Origin of the sequence: Burkholderia sp. CCA53 (assembly GCF_001685525.1) — a bacterium.
Lineage (GTDB): Bacteria > Pseudomonadota > Gammaproteobacteria > Burkholderiales > Burkholderiaceae > Burkholderia > Burkholderia multivorans.
In genome coordinates, this window is the sequence record NZ_BDDJ01000001.1 from 3,181,675 (window position 1) to 3,203,649 (window position 21,975).

Annotated in this window: 23 protein-coding genes; 14 read left to right on the plus strand and 9 right to left on the minus strand. The window is 68.4% G+C overall.

The window, feature by feature from the left end:
- Positions 1–2: 2 nt before the first annotated feature.
- Together BCR55_RS14740 and BCR55_RS14745 are read right to left on the minus strand one after the other, a co-directional pair.
- Positions 3–848: an NRDE family protein gene (locus tag BCR55_RS14740; RefSeq protein ID WP_006411884.1), complete on the minus strand. Its 846-nt coding sequence runs from the start codon at positions 846–848 to the stop codon at positions 3–5.
- Positions 849–924: 76 nt separating this feature from the next.
- Positions 925–1,962: a folate-binding protein YgfZ gene (locus BCR55_RS14745; RefSeq protein WP_065494729.1), complete on the minus strand. Its 1,038-nt coding sequence runs from the start codon at positions 1,960–1,962 to the stop codon at positions 925–927.
- A 76-nt stretch (positions 1,963–2,038) separates the two neighbouring features.
- Between BCR55_RS14745 and mltG the strand changes: the two genes are divergently transcribed.
- From mltG to BCR55_RS14790, 9 genes are all read left to right on the plus strand, one after another.
- On the plus strand, positions 2,039–3,058 hold the full coding sequence (gene mltG, locus BCR55_RS14750; protein ID WP_006407774.1) for an endolytic transglycosylase MltG: 1,020 nt from the start codon (positions 2,039–2,041) through the stop codon (positions 3,056–3,058).
- Positions 3,058–3,678, plus strand: coding sequence for a dTMP kinase (tmk, locus tag BCR55_RS14755; RefSeq protein WP_035488251.1), 621 nt, complete (start codon positions 3,058–3,060; stop codon positions 3,676–3,678). The genes mltG and tmk overlap by 1 nt, the downstream gene beginning before the upstream one ends.
- Before the next feature lie 19 nt (positions 3,679–3,697).
- Entirely contained in the window at positions 3,698–4,726 is a 1,029-nt protein-coding gene (locus BCR55_RS14760) for a DNA polymerase III subunit delta' (RefSeq protein WP_065494730.1), read from the plus strand.
- Positions 4,727–4,822: 96 nt separating this feature from the next.
- Positions 4,823–5,602, plus strand: coding sequence for a TatD family hydrolase (locus BCR55_RS14765; RefSeq protein ID WP_065494731.1), 780 nt, complete (start codon positions 4,823–4,825; stop codon positions 5,600–5,602).
- Between the two features lie 41 nt (positions 5,603–5,643).
- Positions 5,644–6,351 (plus strand): ankyrin repeat domain-containing protein, encoded by a 708-nt coding sequence (locus BCR55_RS14770; protein WP_006407777.1) that lies wholly within the window; start codon positions 5,644–5,646, stop codon positions 6,349–6,351.
- An 87-nt stretch (positions 6,352–6,438) separates the two neighbouring features.
- Positions 6,439–6,795: a Rap1a/Tai family immunity protein gene (locus tag BCR55_RS14775; RefSeq protein WP_006402276.1), complete on the plus strand. Its 357-nt coding sequence runs from the start codon at positions 6,439–6,441 to the stop codon at positions 6,793–6,795.
- A 109-nt stretch (positions 6,796–6,904) separates the two neighbouring features.
- On the plus strand, positions 6,905–8,080 hold the full coding sequence (locus tag BCR55_RS14780) for a mechanosensitive ion channel family protein (protein ID WP_006407778.1): 1,176 nt from the start codon (positions 6,905–6,907) through the stop codon (positions 8,078–8,080).
- Between the two features lie 25 nt (positions 8,081–8,105).
- Positions 8,106–9,284 carry an AAA family ATPase gene (locus BCR55_RS14785; RefSeq protein ID WP_065494732.1) on the plus strand — a complete coding sequence of 393 codons (1,179 nt, stop codon included), beginning with the start codon at positions 8,106–8,108 and terminating at the stop codon, positions 9,282–9,284.
- Between the two features lie 303 nt (positions 9,285–9,587).
- Positions 9,588–10,652, plus strand: a complete 1,065-nt coding sequence (locus BCR55_RS14790) for a glycosyltransferase family 4 protein (protein ID WP_006408525.1) — start codon at positions 9,588–9,590, stop codon at positions 10,650–10,652.
- A gap of 101 nt (positions 10,653–10,753) precedes the next feature.
- Here the strand turns inward: BCR55_RS14790 and BCR55_RS14795 are convergent, their stop codons facing one another.
- From BCR55_RS14795 to BCR55_RS14805, 3 genes are all read right to left on the minus strand, one after another.
- Positions 10,754–11,341, minus strand: a complete 588-nt coding sequence (locus tag BCR55_RS14795) for a YSC84-related protein (protein WP_006402280.1) — start codon at positions 11,339–11,341, stop codon at positions 10,754–10,756.
- 200 nt (positions 11,342–11,541) lie between these two features.
- The gene (locus BCR55_RS14800; RefSeq protein WP_006407781.1) at positions 11,542–12,015 is read right to left on the minus strand and encodes a hypothetical protein; all 474 of its coding nucleotides are present in this window, start codon (positions 12,013–12,015) and stop codon (positions 11,542–11,544) included.
- A 245-nt stretch (positions 12,016–12,260) separates the two neighbouring features.
- The gene (locus tag BCR55_RS14805) at positions 12,261–12,551 is read right to left on the minus strand and encodes a PsiF family protein (RefSeq protein WP_006402283.1); all 291 of its coding nucleotides are present in this window, start codon (positions 12,549–12,551) and stop codon (positions 12,261–12,263) included.
- A 274-nt stretch (positions 12,552–12,825) separates the two neighbouring features.
- Between BCR55_RS14805 and BCR55_RS14810 the strand changes: the two genes are divergently transcribed.
- The gene (locus BCR55_RS14810; protein ID WP_053297181.1) at positions 12,826–13,848 is read left to right on the plus strand and encodes an asparaginase; all 1,023 of its coding nucleotides are present in this window, start codon (positions 12,826–12,828) and stop codon (positions 13,846–13,848) included.
- 94 nt (positions 13,849–13,942) lie between these two features.
- Here BCR55_RS14810 and lysM read toward each other — a convergent pair whose 3' ends face one another.
- The 4 genes from lysM to gcl form a co-directional block, all read right to left on the minus strand.
- Complete coding sequence (gene lysM, locus BCR55_RS14815; RefSeq protein WP_006402286.1) at positions 13,943–14,413, minus strand: peptidoglycan-binding protein LysM; 471 nt, start codon at positions 14,411–14,413, stop codon at positions 13,943–13,945.
- 476 nt (positions 14,414–14,889) lie between these two features.
- Positions 14,890–15,780, minus strand: a complete 891-nt coding sequence (locus BCR55_RS14820; protein WP_059938313.1) for a 2-hydroxy-3-oxopropionate reductase — start codon at positions 15,778–15,780, stop codon at positions 14,890–14,892.
- 39 nt (positions 15,781–15,819) lie between these two features.
- A complete protein-coding gene (gene hyi, locus BCR55_RS14825; protein WP_053297182.1) occupies positions 15,820–16,629 on the minus strand; it encodes a hydroxypyruvate isomerase in 810 nt (269 codons plus the stop codon).
- 43 nt (positions 16,630–16,672) lie between these two features.
- Complete coding sequence (gene gcl, locus BCR55_RS14830) at positions 16,673–18,448, minus strand: glyoxylate carboligase (RefSeq protein ID WP_065494733.1); 1,776 nt, start codon at positions 18,446–18,448, stop codon at positions 16,673–16,675.
- Positions 18,449–18,620: 172 nt separating this feature from the next.
- On the opposite strand from gcl, the gene BCR55_RS14835 reads away from it, so the two are divergent.
- The 4 genes from BCR55_RS14835 to rpsF all read left to right on the plus strand — a co-directional run bounded on the left by BCR55_RS14835 (position 18,621) and on the right by rpsF (position 21,967).
- Complete coding sequence (locus tag BCR55_RS14835; protein ID WP_006407787.1) at positions 18,621–19,532, plus strand: LysR family transcriptional regulator; 912 nt, start codon at positions 18,621–18,623, stop codon at positions 19,530–19,532.
- A 232-nt stretch (positions 19,533–19,764) separates the two neighbouring features.
- Positions 19,765–20,406 (plus strand): RNA polymerase sigma factor, encoded by a 642-nt coding sequence (locus BCR55_RS14840; protein ID WP_065494981.1) that lies wholly within the window; start codon positions 19,765–19,767, stop codon positions 20,404–20,406.
- Positions 20,396–21,301 (plus strand): anti-sigma factor, encoded by a 906-nt coding sequence (locus tag BCR55_RS14845; RefSeq protein ID WP_059938309.1) that lies wholly within the window; start codon positions 20,396–20,398, stop codon positions 21,299–21,301. The genes BCR55_RS14840 and BCR55_RS14845 overlap by 11 nt, the downstream gene beginning before the upstream one ends.
- Before the next feature lie 291 nt (positions 21,302–21,592).
- The gene (rpsF, locus tag BCR55_RS14850; RefSeq protein ID WP_006402295.1) at positions 21,593–21,967 is read left to right on the plus strand and encodes a 30S ribosomal protein S6; all 375 of its coding nucleotides are present in this window, start codon (positions 21,593–21,595) and stop codon (positions 21,965–21,967) included.
- Positions 21,968–21,975: the final 8 nt, after the last annotated feature.

The window sequence follows — 21,975 nt, forward strand, 5'->3', positions numbered from 1 at the left end:
CGTCAGCGCGGCGTCGTGACGTCGATGTCGAAGGCGAACGCGCGCTCGAACTCGCCGGGCCGCACGGTGCGATGCGAGCCGTCGTCGTCGCTGCGCTCCTTGATCTCGACGGTGAGCCGCACGCCTTCCTTCATCGTGACGCGCAGCGCGGTCGTGCCGCGCGTGCCGTATTCGGGCGTCTCGATGAACGCGGCGGACAGCGCGCGCTCGCGCTCGAGCGGAATGCCGGTGTGCGGCAGCGCGTCGTCGTCGGCCACGCGCGTATCGCGCATCAGCGCGATCAGCTCGTCGAGCGACGGTGTCGGGTTGTCGGTCAGCAGCGTGCCGAGCTCGGCGCGCTTGCGCACGACTTTCGGCCAGGGCGTATCGAGCCGCGCGTTCGACAGCGCGTGCACGCCGGCGCCGACCGCGACCGGGGGCGCCGCGCGGCTTTCGCCTTCGGGCGCGCGATTGCAGAACCATGCGAGTTCGCGCCGTTTCCAGTCGCCGACGAGCAGGTTGAAGCCGTTGTAGACGGCCGCATGCTCGGCGAGCTGCGCGAGATAGTCGAGCGGCGCGACGGCCGGGCCGCCGAGATAGTCGGACACGAGCTTGCCGCGCGTCGGCGCGCCGGCACGGATGTCGAACGGCGCGCGGTAATTGGTCAGCGCGGCGAAGCGGCCGTCGCGCGACACGCCGAGCCAGGTGCCGCCCGCCTCGAGATCGCGGCCGGCGAGCACGCCCGGCACGTCTTCCCACCACGACAGCGGCGCGCTCGTGCGGCGAAAGAATTCGTCGCGGTTGGCGGCCAGCGTAAATACGGGACCGGCGGCGGCATCGGGCTGCCAGTCGAAGGCAATCAGACACATCGGGCGAATCTCTCGCAGGAAACGTCGCGCGGCCGGCGCACAAGGCGCTGCGGCGCGCGAACGGGTTGTCAGTGCGTCATGCGTCGGTCGGCCACGCGTACGGCAGTGCGTCGAACGCGAGCGCGGGCCCGGCGGCCGAGCCGACGTGCACGCTGCCGCTGTCGAGCGCGGCGAGCTTGATCTCGACGAGCGCGTCGACGCCGCCCGCGGGCGCCGCCGCCGCATTGACGATCATGCCGCAGGGCTGGCCCGGATCGTCGCTGTGGAACAGCTCGACGCCGGCACGCACGGTGTCGGTGTCGGCCGCGACGTGCGCGAGCGCGGTGCGGCGCTTGATCGTGCCGCGATACTGGCTGCGCGCGACGACTTCCTGGCCCGGATAGCAGCCCTTGCGGAAGTTGACCGCGCCGATCACGTCGAAATTCACCATCTGCGGGACGAACTGTTCGACGACCGGCTGCGTGATACGCGGTTCGCCGGCACGCACGTCGAGCCAGTCCCACACGGCCGGCGACACGACCGGCAGCTTGCCGCCAAGCGCGGCGAGGCGCGCGTCGACTTCCGCGCGCGGGCCGATCCACAGGTAACGCTTGCGCCCGGCCGCGTCCGGCACGCGGATCAGCGCGCCGGCAGGGCCGTCGACCTTCACGTGCACGCCGTCCGGCAGCGCATCGAAGATGCCCGACAGCGCGTCGCGCACGTCGCCGGCGAAGCCCACCACCGCAAGCGCCTCGCTCGCGTCGGTCAGTTTCGCCTTCGCACGCAGCACGAACATCGACAGCCGCTTCTGCACCGCGGCCTGAATGTCCTTCGACACCAGCAGGCGCACGTCGTGGCCCGCGCGCCACGCGAGGAACGACGCGAGCAGCCGGCCCTTCGGCGAGCAGTAGCCGCTGAGCCGCGCACTGGCGGCGTCCAGATGCTCGATGTCGTTGGTGAGCTGGCTGTGCAGGAACGTTGCCGCATCGTCGCCGGCCACGTCGATCACGCCGAACTGCGCGAGCGGCATGCACGCGCCCGGCGCATCGAAATCGGCGGCGGACGGACGGGGAAAAACGGGAAGCGGGGCGGATGCGGCAGCCTGGGCAGCCGGTGAAGCGAACGGTGTGCTCATGGAATGAGGGAACAGTCAACCCTGACTTTGACGGAGGCGAGCAAGTATTATATGGGTCTTACCTGAGTCACGTTCCATGTCCCTACTGAAGAAATGCGCCGCGACGGTGGCGGCGCTGGCCGTCGTTGTGGCCGCTGCCGGCGCGGGCGGCGCGTATTACTGGGCGACCCGCCCGCTGCTGCTCGGTGCGGCGTCGCTCGACGTCACGATCAAGCCGCGCAGCAGCGTGAAGAGTGTCGCGCTGCAACTGAAGCGCGGCGGCGTACCGGTCGAGCCGTTCGGCTTCGTCGCGATGACGCGGCTGCTCGGCCTGTCGAGCCGGCTGAAGTCCGGCAACTACGAATTCAAGACGGGCGTCACGCCGTACGAAGTGCTGCAGAAGATCGCGCGCGGCGACGTGAACGAGTACGTCGCGACGGTGATCGAGGGCTGGACCTTCAAGCGGATGCGCGCGGAACTCGATGCGAACCCCGATCTGGTCCACACGACGGCCGGGATGAGCGACGCCGAACTGCTGCGCGCGATCGGCGCGTCCGACAGCGCGATCGAGCGCGGCAGCGGCGAAGGGCTGTTCTTTCCCGATACCTATCTGTTCGACAAGGGCACGAGCGACGTGAACATCTACCGGCGCGCCTACCGGCTGATGCAGACGCGCCTCGACGAGGCGTGGGCCGCGCGTGCGCCCGGCCTGCCGTACAAGACGCCTTACGAAGCGCTGACGATCGCGTCGATCGTCGAAAAGGAAACCGGGCATGCGGCCGATCGCGCCTTCGTCGCGGCCGTATTCGCGAACCGGCTGCGCATCGGCATGCCGCTGCAGACCGATCCGTCGGTGATCTACGGGCTCGGCGACGCGTACGACGGCCGCCTGCGCAAGCGCGACCTGCAGGCCGACACTCCTTACAATACCTACACGCGACGCGGGCTGCCGCCGACGCCGATCGCGTTGCCGGGCGTCGCCGCACTGCAGGCGGCGATCAATCCGGCGCAGACGAACGCGCTCTATTTCGTCGCGAAGGGCGACGGCACGAGCGTGTTCTCGGATACGCTCGGCGATCACAACAAGGCCGTGGACAAGTACATACGAGGTCAATGATGGCGAGCGGTAAATTCATCACGTTCGAGGGCATCGACGGGGCGGGCAAGACGACGCACCTGCAATGGTTCTGCGAACGCCTGCAGCACAAGCTGGCCGGCGCCGGCCGGCAGGTCGTCGTGACGCGCGAGCCGGGCGGCACGCAGCTCGGCGAGAAACTGCGCGAGATCCTGCTGAACCAGCCGATGGATCTGGAAACCGAGGCGCTGCTGATGTTCGCCGCGCGCCGCGAGCATCTCGCGCTCGTGATCGAGCCGGCGCTCGCGCGCGGCGACTGGGTCGTGTCGGACCGCTTCACCGACGCGACCTTCGCGTATCAGGGCGGCGGCCGCGGGCTGCCGCGCGACAAGCTCGAGACGCTCGAACGCTGGGTGCAGGGCGGCTTTCAGCCGGACCTGACCGTGCTGTTCGACGTTGCGCCGCACGTCGCGAGCGAGCGCCGCGGCGCCGTGCGCATGCCGGACAAGTTCGAGAGCGAGTCGGACGCGTTTTTCGCGCGCACGCGCGGCGAATATCTGCGGCGTGCGGAAGAAGCGCCGCATCGCTTCGCGATCGTCGACGCGACGCAGTCGATCGACGAGATCCGTCAGCAGCTCGAGCGCGTACTCGCCGCGCTGTAACCCGCAAGGAACGCACCTCATGATCTATCCGTGGCAGACCGACGACTGGAACCGCCTGCAGCAGTTGCGCGCGCAATGGCCGCATGCGCTGCTGCTGCACGGGCAGGCCGGCATCGGCAAGCTGCAGTTCGCGCAGCATCTGGCGCGGGGTTTCCTCTGCGAGTCGCCGCAGCCGAACGGCGAGCCGTGCGGCACCTGCGCGGCTTGCACGTGGTTCGCGCAGGGCAACCATCCGGACTACCGGATCGTGCTGCCCGAAGCGCTCGCCGGCGAAGCGCCGGGCGCCGCGGACGATGCGAAGCCGGCCGAGGCGGACGACAGCGGCAAGAAGACGCGCACGCCGAGCAAGGAGATCAAGATCGAGCAGGTGCGTGCGCTGCTCGATTTCTGCGGCGTCGGCTCGCATCGCGGCGGCCTGCGCGTCGTCGTGCTGTATCCGGCCGAAGCGCTGAACGTCGCCGCGTCCAACGCGTTGCTGAAGACGCTCGAGGAGCCGCCGCCGGGCGTCGTGTTCCTGCTCGTGTCGGCGCGCATCGACCGTCTGCTGCCGACCATCGTCAGCCGCTGCCGGCAGTGGCCGATGAGCGTGCCGGCGCCCGAGGCGGCCGCCGCGTGGCTCGCGACGCAGGGCGTCGACGACGCGCGCGCGCTGCTCGCCGAAGCCGGCGGCGCGCCGCTCGCCGCGCTGGCGCTCGCGAGCGACGAGAACCGCCCGTTGCGCGACTTCGCGCTGAACCAGCTCGCGGCCGGCGCGGCCTGCGATCCGTTCGCGTGCGGCGAGACGCTGCAGAAGCTGCCGGTGCCGCTCGTGCTCGGCTGGCTGCAGCGCTGGCTGTACGATCTGCTGGCGCAGCGGATGGCGGGCGCGCCGCGCTATTTCCCCGCGCACGCGGCGGCACTCGCGCGCTGCGCGCAGACGGTCGACGCGAACGCGTTCGCGCGCTTCATGAAGGCCGTCACGCGGCAGCGCACGGTCGAGAACCATCCGCTCAATGCGCGGCTCGTCTTCGAGGAATTGTTTCTCGGTTATCGCGAAATGTTCGCGTGATCCTCGATTGTTTCCGTCGGGTTGCGAAACGATGACCGACACCTGCCGCGAGGCGACGCGCGCGTCGCGGCCGGCTTTACGTATTCAGGAACCACGATGTTCGTCGACTCTCATTGCCACATCAATTTCAAGGGTCTCGCGGATCGCCTGCCGGCGGTGCTCGAGAACATGCGCGAGCACGACGTCACGCACGCGCTGTGCGTGTCCGTCGATTTCGAGACGCTGCCCGACGTGCTCGCGATCGCCGAGGCGCACGACAACGTCTATGCGTCGGTCGGCGTGCATCCCGATCACGAGGAGGCGCGGGAACCGACGCTCGCCGAACTCGTCGAACTGGCCGCGCATCCGAAGGTCGTCGCGATCGGCGAGACGGGCCTCGACTACTACCGCCTCGAAGGCCGCTCGATTGCCGACATGGAGTGGCAGCGCGAGCGCTTTCGCACGCACATCCGGGCCGCGACCGCGACGATGAAGCCGCTGATCGTCCATACGCGGGCGTCGTCGGAGGACACGCTGCGGATCATGGCCGAGGAGCGCGCGGACGTGCCCGGCGGCGTGATGCACTGCTTCACCGAGCCGTGGGCCGTCGCCGAGCAGGCGCTCGCGCAGAATTTCCACATCTCGCTGTCGGGCATCGTCACGTTCAAGAACGCAACCGAGGTGCAGGACGTCGCGCGCCGCGTGCCGCTCGACCGGCTGCTGATCGAGACCGACTCGCCGTACCTCGCGCCGGTGCCGTATCGCGGCAAGCCGAATGAACCTGCGTACGTGAGCCATGTCGGACGCTTTATCGCATCGGAGCGCGGCATCGCGGTCGAGACGCTTGCCGACGCAACGACACAAAACTTTTTCCGGCTGTTCAAGATCGCCCGCTGACGCGCCGCACAGCCGACAACCCAGGGAAGGAGCCCACAACAATGACGAAGCCGACCAAACATTTGCCGAAACGCGCGCTCGCCGCCGCCGTGCTCGTCGCGAGCGGCCTGCTCGGCGCCGCCGGCGCGCACGCCGAGTCGCTGGACGCGATCGTGAAGGCGGTCAAGTTCGACGACATCGCCGACATCGGCAAGCAGCTGAAGAACGGCCTCGATCCGAACACGGTCGCGCCGAACGGCGATCCGCTGCTCGTGATCGCCGCGCGCGAGAAGTCCGACAAGGTCGCGGCGGCGCTGGCGTCGGCCGCGAACGTCGATCTCGAGAAGGAAGACAAGGCCGGCGAAAACGCGCTGATGCTCGCGTCGCTGAACGGCGACGTCGCGCTCGTGAAGCTGCTGATCGACAAGGGCGCGGAAGTCAGCAAGAAGGGCTGGGCGCCGCTGCACTACGCGGCGACGAACGGTCAGGACGCGGTCGTCAAGGTGCTGCTCGATCATGACGCGTACATCGACACCGCCTCGCCGAACGGCACGACGCCGCTGATGATGGCCGCGCGCGGCAACCACGCGACGACCGTCAATCTGCTGCTCGACCAGGGCGCCGATCCGCAGGTGAAGAACCAGCTCGGGCTGACCGCGCTCGACTTCGCGAAGCACTACAAGGCGCCGGACGCGATCGACATCCTCAGCAAGCGTACGGTGCGCGTCGGCGCATCGGCACCGGCAGACGCGCAAAAGAGTGCAAAATGACGGTTTTCGGCGCGGCCGGCCAGCCCGGCCGTGTCTGGCCCGTCACGGCAGTGGGCCGTTGCGGGCCGCATTGACATAAGGAACACCATGTTGCGGGCTATGTTTTGTGCCGCGGCGTTTGCCGTGCCGTTGTCGGCGGCGGCTTTCACGGGCGCGGATCTCGACCGTCTGTGCGCGAAGACGGACATCAAGTCGCGAGCGTCGTGCGCGGCCTACATCGAAGGCGCCGCCGACGGCGTCTACAACACCATCGACGCGATCGGCGGCACGACGGGGCCGCGTGTCGGCCAGTATTTCTGCCTGCCGCCCGACATCAAGGCGCAGCAGATGACCGACGCGGTGCGCAAGTACATCGCCGAAAATCCGAAGCTCGCCGACTACAACGCGAGCACCGCCGTGTCGCTCGGTCTCGGCAAGGCCTTCCCGTGCCGGGGCGGCAACTGACCGACCGGACCGTGTCCGGGCCTGCGCGTGTGCCGCGCGGCGCCCGGACGTTCCCGACGCATTCAGGACGAGGCGCACGCGCCTCCTAACCGAAGCATCCCGGGCGCCGATGATTTCAATCGAGGAGTTTCAGCGCATCGCCGATGCGCCGCTGCATTCATGGCTCGGCACGCTGTTCGTGTCGATTGCCGTCGTGTTCGTCGTCACCATCGGGCATCGTCTCGGCGCGCGGATCGTCAAGCGCATCGCGCAGCCGTATCCGCTGACGAGCGCGATCCTGCGCTACATCGACAAGCCGTCGCTCGTCGCGCTCGTGCTGCTCGCGCTCGAATTCGTGTGGCTGCAGGCCGACGACGGCATGGCCTTCGTACGCGGCATGCGCACGGCGGCTGCGGTCGGCTCGATCGCCTCGCTGACGTGGCTGCTCGTGCGGCTCGCGGCCGGCGTCGGCGACGCGATCATCCGCGCGCATCCGCTCGATACCGCAAACAACCTGCACGCACGCCGCGTCCACACGCAGGCGAAGGTCCTCGTGCGGACCGTGATGGTGCTGATCGTGATCATCGGCACCGGCGCCGCGCTGATGACGTTCCCGAACGTGCGGCAGATCGGCGCGAGCCTGCTCGCGTCGGCCGGCGTCGCGGGCCTCGTCGCCGGTATCGCCGCGCGGCCCGTGCTCGGCAACCTGATCGCGGGGCTGCAGATCGCGCTCACGCAGCCGATCCGGCTGGACGACGTCGTCGTGATCCAGGGCGAGTGGGGCCGCATCGAGGAGATCACGGGCTCGTTCGTGTCGGTGCGGCTCTGGGATCAGCGGCGTCTCGTCGTGCCGCTGCAGTGGATCATCGAGAACCCGTTCGCGAACTGGACGCGCAGCAGCTCCGAGATCATCGGCACCGTGTTTCTGTCGGTCGATTACCGCACGCCGCTCGCGCCGCTGCGCGAGGAACTGGCGCGCCTCGTGCACGCGGCGCCGGAATGGGACGGCCGCGTGCAGGTGCTGCAGGTCACCGACGCGACCGAGCGCACGATGCAGCTGCGCGCACTCGTCAGCGCAGCCGATTCGTCGCTGTGCTGGGACCTGCGCTGCCGCGTGCGCGAAGGCCTGATCGCGTATCTGCAGACGCACTATCCGCAGTGCCTGCCGCGCAGCCGGATGGAGCTGTATCCGCACGACGCGGCGCCGAAGGAGCCGAGCCCCGAACGTCCGCATGCGCGGGCGCCGGCCGGCAGCACCGCCGCGAACACCGCGGCCGACCCGAAGGCCAACGACGGCCGCCACTGAGCGCCGCGCGCGCGACGATCCCATCATGACCGCCCTCACCACGCTCGCGATTGCCAACTACCGCTCGTTGCGCGAGCTGATCGTGCCGCTCGCGGCGCTGACCGTCGTGACCGGCCCGAACGGCAGCGGCAAGTCGAGCGTCTACCGCGCGCTGCGGCTGCTGGCCGATACCGCGCAGGGCCGCGTGATCCCGTCGCTCGCGCGTGAAGGCGGGCTGCCGTCGACGCTGTGGGCAGGCCCCGAGCGCTTCTCGCGCGCGATGCTGGCCCGCGAGGCGCCGGTGACGGGCACGGTGCGCAGCGGGCCGGTCAGCCTGAAGCTCGGCTTCGCGTGCGACGATTTCGGCTATGCGATCGATCTCGGGCTGCCGGTGAAGACCGGCACGTCGATGTTCGGGCTCGATCCGGTCGTCAAGCGCGAATGCATCTGGGGCGGCCCCGTGCTGCGTCCGTCGACGCTGCTGGTCGACCGGCACGGCGTGCAGATCCGCGCCCGCGCGGCATCGGGCGACTGGCGCACGATTCCGCAGCCCGTCGCGAGCTTCGACAGCATGATGACCGAGTTCGCCGATCCGGCCGGCGCGCCGGAGATGATCGCGGTGCGCGAGCGAATCCGCTCGTGGCGCTTCTACGATCACTTCCGGACCGACGCGCAGGCGCCCGCGCGGCAATCGCAGATCGGCACGCACACGCCGGTGCTCGCCGACGACGGCGCCGATCTGGCCGCCGCGCTGCAGACGATCCGCGAGATCGGCGACGGCGCGGCGCTCGACGCGACGATCGACGACGCGTTTCCCGGCGCGTCGATCGAAATCGACAGCCCGGGCGGCCGCGGCCGTCTCGACGTGCTGATGCGCCAGCCGGGATTGTTGCGGCCGCTCGCGGCGGCCGAGCTGTCGGACGGCACGCTGCGCTACCTGCTGCTCGCGGCCGCGCTGCTGACGCCGCGTCCGCCCGCGCTGATGGTGCTGAACGAACCGGAGACGAGCCTGCATCCCGACCTGCTGCCCGCGCTTGGGCGGCTGATCGTGCAGGCCGCGCAGCGCACGCAGGTGATCGTCGTGTCGCATGCGGCGCGGCTGATCGCAACGCTCGAGCGCGACGGGCAGTGCGAATCGCTGGTGCTCGACAAGCAGCTCGGCGCGACGACGCTCGTCGATGCCGATACGCGCGATCTGCCCGCATGGAAATGGCCGTCGCGCTGATGCGGACGCGGCCGCTGCCGGCGGATGCCGCTGCGCGGCGGCGCGCGGCGCTCGCTTGCGCGCGACGAGTGTATCGGTCTGTAACATCGCCCATAAAATGCAAGACCGCGCCGTGCCGGGCGGCGGAATCGCTAATAATGGCGGGATAGCGCGCCGGCGCCGTGCCACGCCGGGCAGCGCCGTTCGCCGGCGACGGTTGTCCGCGCCAAGGGACGGACCGGGCCGCGCATGCCGCGTGCCGGCCGCCTCGGCAGCCGCCGCGCACCGACGCGCTCACGCACGCCGACCAAGGAGACGTGGACCATGAGGATTGCCCAGATCGCCCCGCTGACCGAATCGGTGCCGCCGAAACTGTACGGCGGTACGGAGCGCGTCGTGTCCTACATCACCGAGGCGCTCGTCGACCTCGGACACGACGTGACGCTGTTCGCGAGCGGCGATTCGACGACGCGTGCGACGCTCGAGCCCGTGTGGCCGCGCGCGTTGCGGCTCGACACGTCGATCCGCGACCGCGTCGCGCCGCACATGCTGCTGATGGAAACCGTCGCGCGTCGTGCGAAAGACTTCGACGTGCTTCATTTCCACATGGACTACTACTCGTTTTCGGTGTTCGACCGGCAGGAGACGCCGTACGTGACGACGCTGCACGGCCGGCTCGATCTGCCCGAACAGCAGCCGGTGTTCGACACGTTCAGCCGCGCGCCCGTCGTGTCGATCTCGAACGCGCAGCGGCAGCCGCTGCCGCAGGCGAAGTGGATGACGACCGTCTATCACGGGCTGCCCGAGACGCTGTACATGCCGCAGCCGGTCGAGCCGCGCTACCTCGCGTTTCTGGGCCGCATCTCGCCGGAAAAGCGCGTCGATACCGCGATTCGCATCGCGCAGCAGTGCGGGCTGCCGATCCGGATCGCCGCAAAGATCGATTCGGCCGACCAGGAGTACTTCGAGCGCGAGATCAAGCCGCTGTTCGCGCTGCCGAACGTCGAGTACATCGGCGAGATCGCCGATCATCAGAAGGCCGAATTCCTGTCGGGCGCGCATGCGCTGCTGTTTCCGATCGACTGGCCGGAGCCGTTCGGGCTCGTGATGATCGAGGCGATGTCGTGCGGCACGCCCGTGATCGCGTTCAATCGCGGCGCGGTGCCGGAAGTGATCGACGAAGGCGTGTCGGGCTTCATCGTCGAGGACGAGATCAGCGCGGTGGCGGCCGTGAACCGGCTGCACCTGCTGCCGCGTGCACGCGTGCGGCGGCGCTTCGAGGAGCGTTTCACGTCGCGCCGGATGGCGCAGCAGTACGTCGACATCTATCAGTCGATGATCCGCGCGCAGAAGCGCTCGCGCTTCAAGGTGATCGACTCGACGACATGACGCATGCGCGCGACGCGCATAAAAAACGGCGATGCTCCGCAAGGACATCGCCGTTTGCACATCGTCCGCGCAGCACGCGCGGACGGGCAGGACGCGCAGCGTCAGAGCTTGAGCTTCGTGACCTTCGTGCCGTTGATCGACACGTCGCCCATCAGGCCGGCGTTGGTCAGCACGATGACCTGAACCGGTGCGGTCGCCGTGTTCGTGTCGACCGCGCCGTTCGCGCCCATCTTCACGAGCGCGACCGACGCGCCCGCGCCGGCGGCCCAGCCCTCGGAGTTGCGGAATTCGTCGAGCGCCTGCTGCGTCATGAACAGGAACACGATCGCCTTCGACTGCGCGCCGGCCTGCAGGCCGACCGACAGCGACGACGTGTTGTAGTAGCCGACGGTGCTGCCGCCGACGCGCAGCGCGCCGTTGCCGGACTGGCCGCCGACGATGAAGCCGGCCTGCAGCACCTCAGGGAACACCAGCACGCCGCGCGACTTCGCGACGAGTTCGCGCGAGCCCTTGACCGTCGAATACAGGCGCGACAGCGTCGCGTCGACACTCGAATCGATCGCCTGACGCTTCGACGCGTTGGTCGCGGCGTTGTCGGGTTTGTCGGGGGTAGTGGTGCAGCCGGTGAGCGCGAGGCTACCGACGACGAGCGCAGCGGCCAGTTTCAGCGCGAGAGTCCGTTTTTGCATCGTTCTTCTCCATCGGATGATGTTCGGAGTGAGTCTCGCTCAGAGAGCGGCCCACGTCGGCAGTTATATCACAGCGACATGCAGCGGCTTTTCGTTCGGACGTGAAAAAGCGTCAAATCGGGTGCCGATGTCGCGGCGTGCCAACGCGGCACCGATGTCGCGTGCGGCGTCGGGGCGCGGCTGGGGAAAAGGGCGGGGCGTCAGCGCGCAACGGGCGGAACCGGCGGCTCCATCGGTGGCTTGACGGGCGGCTTGATCGGCGGCCGCCGCAGCGCGCGGCGGATCAGCGCGATCACGACGCCGCAGCCGAACAGGAACACGGCCGGCACGACCCAGTAGCCGACGAACGCATGCCACAGATAGCTTGCGAGCGTATTGCGGCGCACCACGTATTCGTCGCGCGCGGCCTGCTGGCGCGGCGCGTTGGCGGCCAGCACCTCGGCCGGGCAGCCGGCTGCACGCGCTTCATCGGCGTCGCCGTGGCACTTCGCGGCCGCGCCGGCGGCCTGCTGCGCATCGGTCAGTTGCCAGGTGGTCAGCGCAAGCTGCAGATCGGCCTTGTTGTAGGCCATCTCCTCGCGAATCTCGCGCACCGCGACGATCGCGACGGGCACGGCCCAGAATGCGACCACGATCACCCAGCGGCGGAACCAGCGGTGTTGTCTCCATGCCATCCATGCCTCCGTTTGACGCGGCATGCGCGTCCGTGTCGAGGGCGGCCCGATGGCGCTTCTTGTACTTGGATGGGCCGCGTTGCAGCCATCATAGAAGAAAACGCGGCGAATTGCCGCACCGCGTGCGCGCGCGGGCGGCCGCGCCGGGCGGCGCGCGCGGCGCCGGCGTCGATGCGCGTACAACGAAAGCAAAAATGCCGCGCCCGCCGAAGCGGAGCGCGGCATTCGCGGCCGGTGTGCCGGAATCAGGCGGCCGGCTGGCTGCTCAGGCAGCTCTTCATGAACGCCTTGCGGTCGTCGCCTTTCTTGTCGGCGGCTTGCGTGTTGCAGGCCTTCATCTTTTCCTGCTGCGTCATCTTCTTGGCAGGCTTCGCCGATAGGCAGTCCTTCATGAACGCCTTGCGTTCGTCGCCCGTCTTGCCGGCGGCCTGGGTGTTGCAGGCCTTCATCTTGTCCTGCTGGCTGTTCGCCGCGAACGCGGGGGAAGCCAGCATGCCGCCGAGAAGCACTGCGGCCACGAGCGATTGGATTTTCATTTTGACACTCCCATGGGGTGAATTGCGTTTTATCGACGCCGTCACGAAGCCGATGCGGCACGATACGGAGTAGGGTCGCATCGCGCCGCGTTCCGATTATGGCAAACCAATGTGAAAACACCAAAACGGCACTTCCTATAACGCCGTCGCGCCACCGTGCGTTGACGTCGCACACGCGCCGGCGATCGGGATAAACCATGAGCGGCGCGCGTCGCGCGCGTTTGTTCGCACCGAATCGCTCGAATCCGGGCCGCGAGCCATTACAATCGCGGCCATGAATACGCTGACTCCCGCTTCTTCTTCCTCCGCGGCGCACCTGCCGCGCATTGCCGTCCTCGCGACCGGCGGCACGATCGCCGGCGCCGCGCCCGACGCGACGAGCACGGCCGGCTATCAGGCCGGCGCGCTCGGCGTCAATTTCCTGCTCGACGCGGTACCGGCGCTCGCGTCGGTCGCGCGCATTCATGCCGAGCAGGTCGCCAGCATCGACAGCAAGGATCTCGCACTGCCGCTCTGGAACACGCTCGCCGCGCGGATCGACGCACTGATGGCCGATCCGGCCGTCGACGGCATCGTCATCACGCATGGCACCGACACGCTCGAGGAAACCGCCTATGCGCTGCATCTGGTCGTGACCGGCGACAAGCCGGTCGTGCTGACTGCCGCGATGCGGCCGGCCACCGCGCTGTCGTCGGACGGGCCGCTGAACCTGCTGAACGCGGTGACGCTCGCCGGACATCCGGCCGCGCGCGGGCAGGGCGTGCTCGTCGCGTTCAACAACCGGATCCATGCGGCGCGCGACGTCGTGAAGACGAGCACCTATGCGGTCGACGCCTTCCACTCGCCGGAGCTCGGCGCGCTCGGCTGGGTGCAGGACGGCCGCGTCGAATTCGCGCGCCGCGTCACGCGTGCGCGCGATGCGCAACTGACGATTCCCGAGACGTGGCCGCCGGTCGACGTGGTCGCGAGCTATGCGGGCGTCACGCGCACGGCCGTCGATGCGCTCGTCGCGGCCGGCGTGCGCGGCCTCGTCGTCGCGGGCACGGGCAACGGCTCGATCCATGCGACGCTGCAGACGGCGCTGGCCGACGCGGTGAACGCCGGGGTTGCGGTGGTGCGCGCGTCGCGCGTCGGTTCCGGGCACGTGATGCGCAACGGCGCCGCGAACGACGATGCGTTCGGCTTCGTCAGCGCCGGCTCGCTGAGCCCGTTCAAGGCGCGCGTGCTGCTGATGCTCGCGCTGGCGAACGGCATTCGCGAGCGCGACGCGTTGCAGCGGCTGTTCGATCGCTGCTGACCCACACGCGGCCGCGTGCCGGCCGAATCGATGCCGTAAACGACAAAGGCAGGCCGAACGGCCTGCCTTTTCTCATGTCGACGCGTGCAAACGCTCAGGCTTGCGGCGGAATCACGAGCTTCTGGCCCGGATAGATGCGATCGGGGCTCGACAGCATCGGCTTGTTCGCCTCGAAGATCACCGGGTACTTGTTCGCGTCGCCGTACACTTCCTTCGCGATCGCGGACAGCGTGTCGCCCGGCTTCACGTCGTGGTACCGGACTTCCGGATCGTCGGGCTGCAGGCCGTCGTCGTTGACGCCCGCGACGCCTTGCACGTTGCCGGCCGCGACCTTGACCTTCGCCTTCGTGTCGAGATCGGGCACGCTGCCCGACAGCGACACGGTGCGCGACGCGCCGTCGAACGCGACGGTCAGGTTCGACGTGTCGAGGCCCTGCGTGTTGATGTAGTTCTTGATTGCATCGGCCGCGGTCTGGTTCGCGGCATTCGGATTTTCCGCCGCTTGCGCGTCGGCATGACCCAGCAGTTTTTCACCCGCCTCTTTGATAAACGAAAGAAGACCCATCGTTGCACTCCTTAGGTGGTTGAAACGAAAACGCGCCGTGAAGTGGCGAAAAAAACACCGCGCTGGGGGCGGCCACCGAAGGTGAACGCGAGCGCGGCGGTTTTCTCGAAAGGCGTGGCGAAAGTGTAGGCGTTCGTCGCGACGATTGCATGAAAAATCGACGGTACGAACGTAAAGAAATGTAATACGCGAAATCCGACAGGCGGACACCCGACGACGACGTCTGACCGACCAAGGCTTCCCCGGCGTCGCCGGGTGCCGCTGCGGACCCCACCACGCCGCTCTCAGCCCAGAGCGACGTTTTTCGCCCCGCCGCGCACGCATCGACGCGATGCGCGGCGGGGCGCCCCACCGTGATGCGCGCGTGTCGCGCACATCGATGCACCGGCAGCGGCCGGCGCACGTGAATTTCGCGCACCATCCGCCGCGAGCGCGACGGATAGTGCGTCATGGCAGCCGCCCGACGCGGCCCGCGTTCAGCTTGCCGACTTCTCGATCTCGAAGTTCGACATGATCTCGAGCGCACGCACGAGCGCCGAGTGATCCCATGCCTTGCCGCCGTGCGATGCGCACACGCTGAACAGCTGCTGCGCGCTCGCGGTGTGCGGCAGCGCGAGGCCGAGCTTGCGTGCGCCTTCGAGCGCGAGGTTCAGATCCTTCTGGTGCAGCTCGATGCGGAAGCCCGGATCGAACGTGCGCTTGGTCATCCGCGCGCCGTGCACTTCGAGGATGCGCGATGCTGCGAAGCCGCCCATCAGTGCCTGACGCACGCGCTCCGGGTCCGCGCCCGAGCGCGCGGCGAACAGCAGCGCTTCGCCGACGGCCTCGATGTTCAGCGCGACGATGATCTGGTTCGCGACCTTGCAGGTCTGGCCCGCGCCGTTGTCGCCGACGAGCGTGATGTTCTTGCCCATCTTCTCGAACAGCGGCTTGGCGCGCTCGAACGCCTGCTCCGGGCCGCCGACCATGATCGTCAGCGACGCTTCGCGCGCGCCGACTTCACCGCCGGACACCGGCGCGTCGAGGTAGTCGCAGCCGAGCGCATTGATCTGCTTCGCGAATTCCTGCGTGTCGAGCGGCGAGATCGAGCTCATGTCGATCACCAGCTTGCCGGCCGTCAGGCCCTTCGCGACGCCGTCGTCGGCGAACAGCACGTTACGCACGTCGGGCGTATCCGGCACCATCGAGATGATGATGTCCGCGTTCTTCGCGACTTCGCTCGAGTTCGCGACGACCTTCGCGCTCGCGCGCAGATCGTCCGGCACCGGATACGCGCCGTTCACGACGAGCTGATGATCGGCCTTGAGCAGGTTGCGCGCCATGTGCGCGCCCATGATGCCGAGGCCGATGAAACCGATGGTTGCCATGTGAAAGTCTCCTATAGGGGCGAATGACGGAAGGGGCGCTCAGGCGGCGCGGCGCGCGGCGCCCGACGTGCAGCCGGCGACGCTTTGCAGCCAGCCGAGCCCTTCGGTCGTGGTGGTGCGGGGCTTGTATTCGCAACCGACGTAGCCGGTGTAACCGAGCCGGTCGAGCAGCGCGAACAGGAACGCGTAGTTGATCTCGCCGGTGCCCGGCTCGTGGCGGCCCGGGTTGTCCGCGAGCTGCACGTGGCCGATCGACGCGAGGTTGCGTTCGATCGTCGCGGCCAGTTCGCCTTCCATGCGCTGCATGTGATAGATGTCGTACTGCAGGAACAGGTTGTCCGAGCCGACCGCGCGGATCACGTCGAGCCCTTCGGCCGAACGGTTCAGCGCGAAGCCCGGGATGTCGAAGCTGTTGCACGGCTCGACCAGCAGGCGGATGCCTTCGCGCTTGAGCGCATCGGCCGCGAAGCGCAGGTTGTCGACGATCGTCACGAAGGTCTTGTCGCGCGCGGTGCTCGCCGACGGAATGCCGACGAGGCAGTTCAACTGCGGCACCTTCAACGCCTTCGCGTATTCGATCGCGCGGCCGACGCCTTCCTGGAATTCGCCGACGCGATCGGGCAGGCACGCGATCCCGCGCTCGCCCTGATCCCAGTTGCCGGCGGGCAGGTTGTGCAGCACGAGGCGCAGGCGATGCGCGTCGAGCCGTTCGGCGAGTTCCTCCTTCGCATACGGATACGGAAACAGGAACTCGACGGCATCGAAGCCCGCGTCCGCGGCCGCCTTGAAGCGGTCGAGGAACGGCACTTCGTTGAACAGCATGGTCAGGTTTGCAGCAAACTTCGGCATGAGCTAAGCCTCTTCGGTCGGTCAGTCAAAAAAATCCCGCGGATCAGTCGAGCATCGAGATCGCGGTCGGCGCGTGTTCGGCTTTCTCCGCGAGGTCCTCGAATTCGTTGATCGCATCGATCTCGGTGCCCATCGAGATGTTCGTCACGCGCTCGAGGATCACTTCGACGATCACCGGCACGCTGAACTCTTCCGCGAGCGATTGCGCCTGCTTCAGCGCGGGTTCGATTTCTTCCGGCTTGAACACGCGCAACGCCTTGCAGCCGAGGCCTTCGGCCACGGCCACATGGTCGACGCCATAGCCGTTCAGCTCGGGCGCGTTCACGTTGTCGAACGCGAGCTGCACGCAGTAGTCCATGTCGAACGCGCGCTGCGCCTGGCGGATCAGCCCGAGGTACGAGTTGTTCACGACCACGTGCACGTACGGCAGCTTGAACTGCGCGCCGGCCGCCAGCTCCTCGATCATGAACTGGAAGTCGTAGTCGCCGGACAGCGCGACGATCGGGCGTGCCGGATCGGCCGCACGCACGCCGAGCGCGGCGGGAATCGTCCAGCCGAGCGGGCCGGCCTGGCCGCAGTTGATCCAGTTGCGCGCCTTGAACACGTGCAGGAACTGGGCGGCGGCGATCTGCGACAGGCCGATCGTGCTCACGTAGCAGGTATCGCGGCCGAACACCTTGTTCATCTCTTCGTACACGCGCTGCGGCTTGATCGGCACGTTCTCGAAGTGCGTCTTGCGCTGCAGCGTGCGCTTGCGCTGCTGGCACTCGGCCACCCAGGCGCTGCGGTCCTTCAGCTTGCCGGCCGCCTTCCATTCCTGCGCGACCGCGACGAACAGCTCGAGCGCCGCCTTCGCGTCCGACACGATCCCGAGATCGGGGCCGAACACGCGGCCGATCTGCGTCGGTTCGATGTCGACGTGCACGAACTTGCGGCCCTTCGTGTAGACGTCGATGCTGCCGGTGTGGCGGTTCGCCCAGCGGTTGCCGATGCCGAGCACGAAGTCGGACGCGAGCATCGTCGCGTTGCCGTAGCGGTGCGACGTCTGCAGGCCGACTATGCCGGCCATCAGCGGGTGATCGTCGGGAATCGCGCCCCACGACATCAGCGTCGGAATCACCGGCACGCCGACGGTTTCCGCGAACTGCACGAGCAGGTCTTCGGCCGCCGCGTTGAGCACGCCGCCGCCCGACACGATCAGCGGCTTGTCCGCGTCGTTGAGCATCGCGAGCGCCTTCTCGATCTGCGCGCGGGTCGCCGCGGGCTTGTAGACCGGCAGCGGTTCGTACGTGTCGATGTCGAATTCGATTTCCGCGAGCTGCACGTCGATCGGCAGGTCGATCAGCACCGGGCCCGGACGGCCCGAGCGCATCAGGTGGAACGCCTGCTGGAACACGCGCGGCACGAGTGCCGGCTCGCGCACGGTGACGGCCCACTTCGTCACGGGCTTGGCGATCGATTCGATGTCGACGGCCTGGAAGTCTTCCTTGTAGAGCCGCGCGCGCGGCGCCTGGCCCGTGATCGCGAGAATCGGAATCGAGTCGGCCGAGGCGGAGTAGAGGCCCGTGATCATGTCGGTGCCGGCCGGGCCCGACGTGCCGATGCACACGCCGATGTTGCCCGGTGCCGCGCGCGTGAAGCCTTCGGCCATGTGCGACGCGCCTTCGACGTGGCGCGCCAGCACGTGGCTGATGCCGCCCGACTTGCGCATCGCCGAGTAGAACGGGTTGATCGCGGCGCCGGGCACGCCGAACGCGGTCTGGATGCCTTCCTTCTCGAGCACGAGCACGGCGGCGTCGACAGCTCTCATTTTGGCCATGAATGTCTCCTTGAACCTGAAATGGGGTGGATCTCGGTAATCGGTCTGTTGGGGACACTTTAGGGATGCAGGAAAGGTTTGATAAGATCAGCCGAAGTCGCTTATTTCGAAACTAAAAGTATGGAATGACGGCCGGACGGGCATTCCGCCGGCGTCGGAACGGAGACGGGAGATGGATCGCTTCAAGCAGATCGAGACGTTCGTGCGCGTCGCGGACGCCGGCAGCCTCGCGGCGGCGGCGCTCGAGGAGGGTGTGTCGCCGGTCGTGCTCGGCCGGCGCATCGACGCACTCGAGAAGCGGCTCGGCGTCAAGCTGATGTACCGGTCGACGCGGCGGCTCGTCGTCAGCGAGGAGGGCGCCGCGTTCCTCGAGCGTTGCCGCGGGCTGCTGTCCGAATGGGATCAGGCCGAGAACGAGCTGGCCGCCGGGCGGCGCGCGGTCAGCGGTCACCTGATCGTATCGGCGCCGGCCGCGTTCGGCCGCAAGCACGTCGCGCCGCACGCGCCGGGCTTTCTCGCCGACAAGCCCGAGATGCAGCTGTCGTTCAACCTGACCGATCGCGTGGTCGATCTCGTGCGCGAAGGCTACGACCTGTCGATCCGGATCGGCGGGGCAGTGGATCCGAACTTCGTCGCGGTGAAGCTCGCATCGAACCGGCGCGTCGTGTGCGGCACGCCCGACTATTTCCGCCGGCACGGCCGGCCGAAGTCGCTCGACGATCTGCTCAAGCACAACTGCCTCGCGTTCAACCTGCAGGGCGGGCAGAACCGCGGCTGGTACTTTCAGCGTCACGGCAAGATCGTCACGATGCGCGTGACCGGCAACCTCGACTGCAACGACGGCGAGCTGCTGCACCGCTGGGTTGCCGAGGGGCTCGGGCTCGGCTGGCGCTCGACATGGGAAATCGCCGCGCAACTCGAGACGGGCGAGCTCGAAACGGTGCTCGACGAGTATGCGCTGCCCGACTACGACATCCTCGCCGTCTATCCGCAGCAGCGCTACGTGCCGGCGCGCGTGCGCTACTTCATCGACTACTTGCGCGATGCGTACGCGCGGCCGGGGTACTGGAGCACGTCGCCGTAACGGCCGGGCGCGCCGGTCGTGGTTTTTTTCGTTTCGGGCCCGTGCGGCGGGAATAAACTCGACGCAACGCCGGTAAGGTGGTCGAGCGTGCGGCGGCGGACGGCTGGCTTTGGGCTTCGGGACTCCGGTTTCGGGGACTCGGGTCTGGGCTCGGGTTTGGCCTCGGGCCTCGGGCGGCCGGCATCGCGTGCGCGGCGGGCGCGGCTTCGGCCGCCGGGATCAGGGAGGCCATGTGAGGCAAGCCGGACGGCCGGTCGATGGGCAGACAGCAGGCGATGCGGCGGCGCGCGGCGAGCGGTTTCGCGCGCTTGTGCTGCCGCACCTCGATGCCGCGTACAACCTTGCGCGCTGGCTGAGCGGCAGCGCGAGCGACGCGGACGACGTCGTGCAGGAGGCGTGCATGCGTGCGCTGCGCTTCGTCGATTCGTGCCGCGGCGACAACGCGCGGCCGTGGCTGCTGACGATCGTGCGGCACACGTGGTACAGCGAATGGCGGCGGCGCACGCACGCGCACGAAGTCGCCGCGCCCGACACGCTGAAGGACGCCGACGTGCCCGACGACTGGCAGCCGGCGACGGCCGATCCGCTCGCGCAGTTGCTGCGCGGCGAAAACGTCCGGCTCGTCAACGCGGCGCTCGCGAAGCTGCCTGCCGAGTACCGCGAGGTCCTCGTGCTGCGCGAGATGGAGGATCTCAGCTATCGCGAAATCGCGGCGATCGCGGACGTGCCGATCGGCACCGTGATGTCGCGGCTCGCGCGCGGCCGTCGGCGGCTCGCCGCACTGCTCGGCGAGGAAGCCGTGCCGGCGCGCGGCGAGCGGGCGGCGGGCACGCCGGCCGGCGGATCGGCATCGGAGGCTATCGATGGACTGTAACGAAGCGCGCGCGCTGCTGGATGCGGACGTCGACCGCGAGCTGTCGCCGCCGGACGCGCTGCGGGTCCAGCAGCACGTCGACGAATGCGAGCTGTGCCGGCGAGAGCGCGAGCGGATCGTCGCGCTATCGCATGCCGTGCGGGCAGCCGACTATCATCGCGCGCCGGACGCACTGCGCGCGCGGATCGCGGCGCTGCAGCCGGAGACGGCGACTGCGCCGATGGGCGAGCGAACGGGGGCGGAACGGGCGCGCGACGGCGAATTTCAGGCGCCGCCCCAGCCGCAGCCGCGCGGCCGCCGGCCGTTTTCATGGCGCGGCGGTCGCGGTGCGTCCGCGCGCCCGGCTGCCGCGGCATCCGGCACGCGCGCGCCGGCGCTGCCGGGGCTCGGCTGGGGCGTTGCGCTCGTCGTCGCGCTGGCGGCAGCGGGCGGCATCGCGATGTCCGCGCATCGCGCAGCGACCGACCGCACGGTCGACGAACTGGTCGCGAGCCACGTGCGCGCGGGGTTGTCGGCGCGCGATATCGACGTGATCTCGACCGATCGGCACACGGTCAAGCCGTGGTTCAACGGGCGGCTCGACTACGCGCCGCCGGTCGAGGATCTCGGCGCGAACGGCTTCGTGCTCGTCGGCGGTCGGCTCGACTATGTCGACCGACGCCGCGTCGCGGTGCTCGTGTACCGCTACCGGCAGCACGTGATCGACGTCTACGTGTCGCCGGCGGGCGACGGACGCGCCGCGCCGTACGCGACCGTGTCGCAGGGCTACGCGGTCGATCGCTGGACGGCGGCCGGCATGACCTGGTGGGCCGTGACGGACGCGGAGCCGTCGGCGCTCGCGGCGTTCCGCGCGGCGCTATCGGCGCGCATCGGCGCGGCCGGCGGCGAACAATGACGCCGGTTGGCGAGGCGGCGGGGCGGTGAACGCCGGGCATCCGACCGTCCCGGCTGCGCTGCAGCTCGGCACCGACGCACGCCGCGCTCCGTCCCGATATTCCAGAACGCACGCGCGCCGCGAGCGCCGCGCGGCACGGCAGCCGCTCAAGTGATTGAAAACACGGCCGAATCGGCCGGCAAATCGTCGATCGGCATTGCACGCGGCGCGTATCCGGGTTAGAATCTTCGGCTTCTCACTTGCCACACCGGTTCAGACGCCCGGGTGGCTTCTATCCACAAGGAGTGTGTAATGCGTCATTACGAAATCGTCTTCATCGTGCACCCCGATCAGAGCGAGCAAGTGCCCGCGATGATCGAGCGTTACAAGACCACGATCACCTCGCACGGCGGCCAGATCCACCGTGTCGAAGACTGGGGCCGTCGCCAGCTGGCCTACATGATCGAGAAACTCGCGAAGGCTCACTACGTCTGCATGAACATCGAGTGCGACCAGACGACGCTCGACGAACTCGAACACGCGTTCAAGTTCAACGACGCCGTGCTGCGTCACCTCATCGTCAAGATGAAGAAGGCCGAAACCGGCCCGTCGCCGATGATGAAGGAAGTTCAGCGCGAAGAAGCCAAGAAGGCGGCTGCCGCTCAGCCGACCGAAGCGCAGGCTTAAGCTCGTCT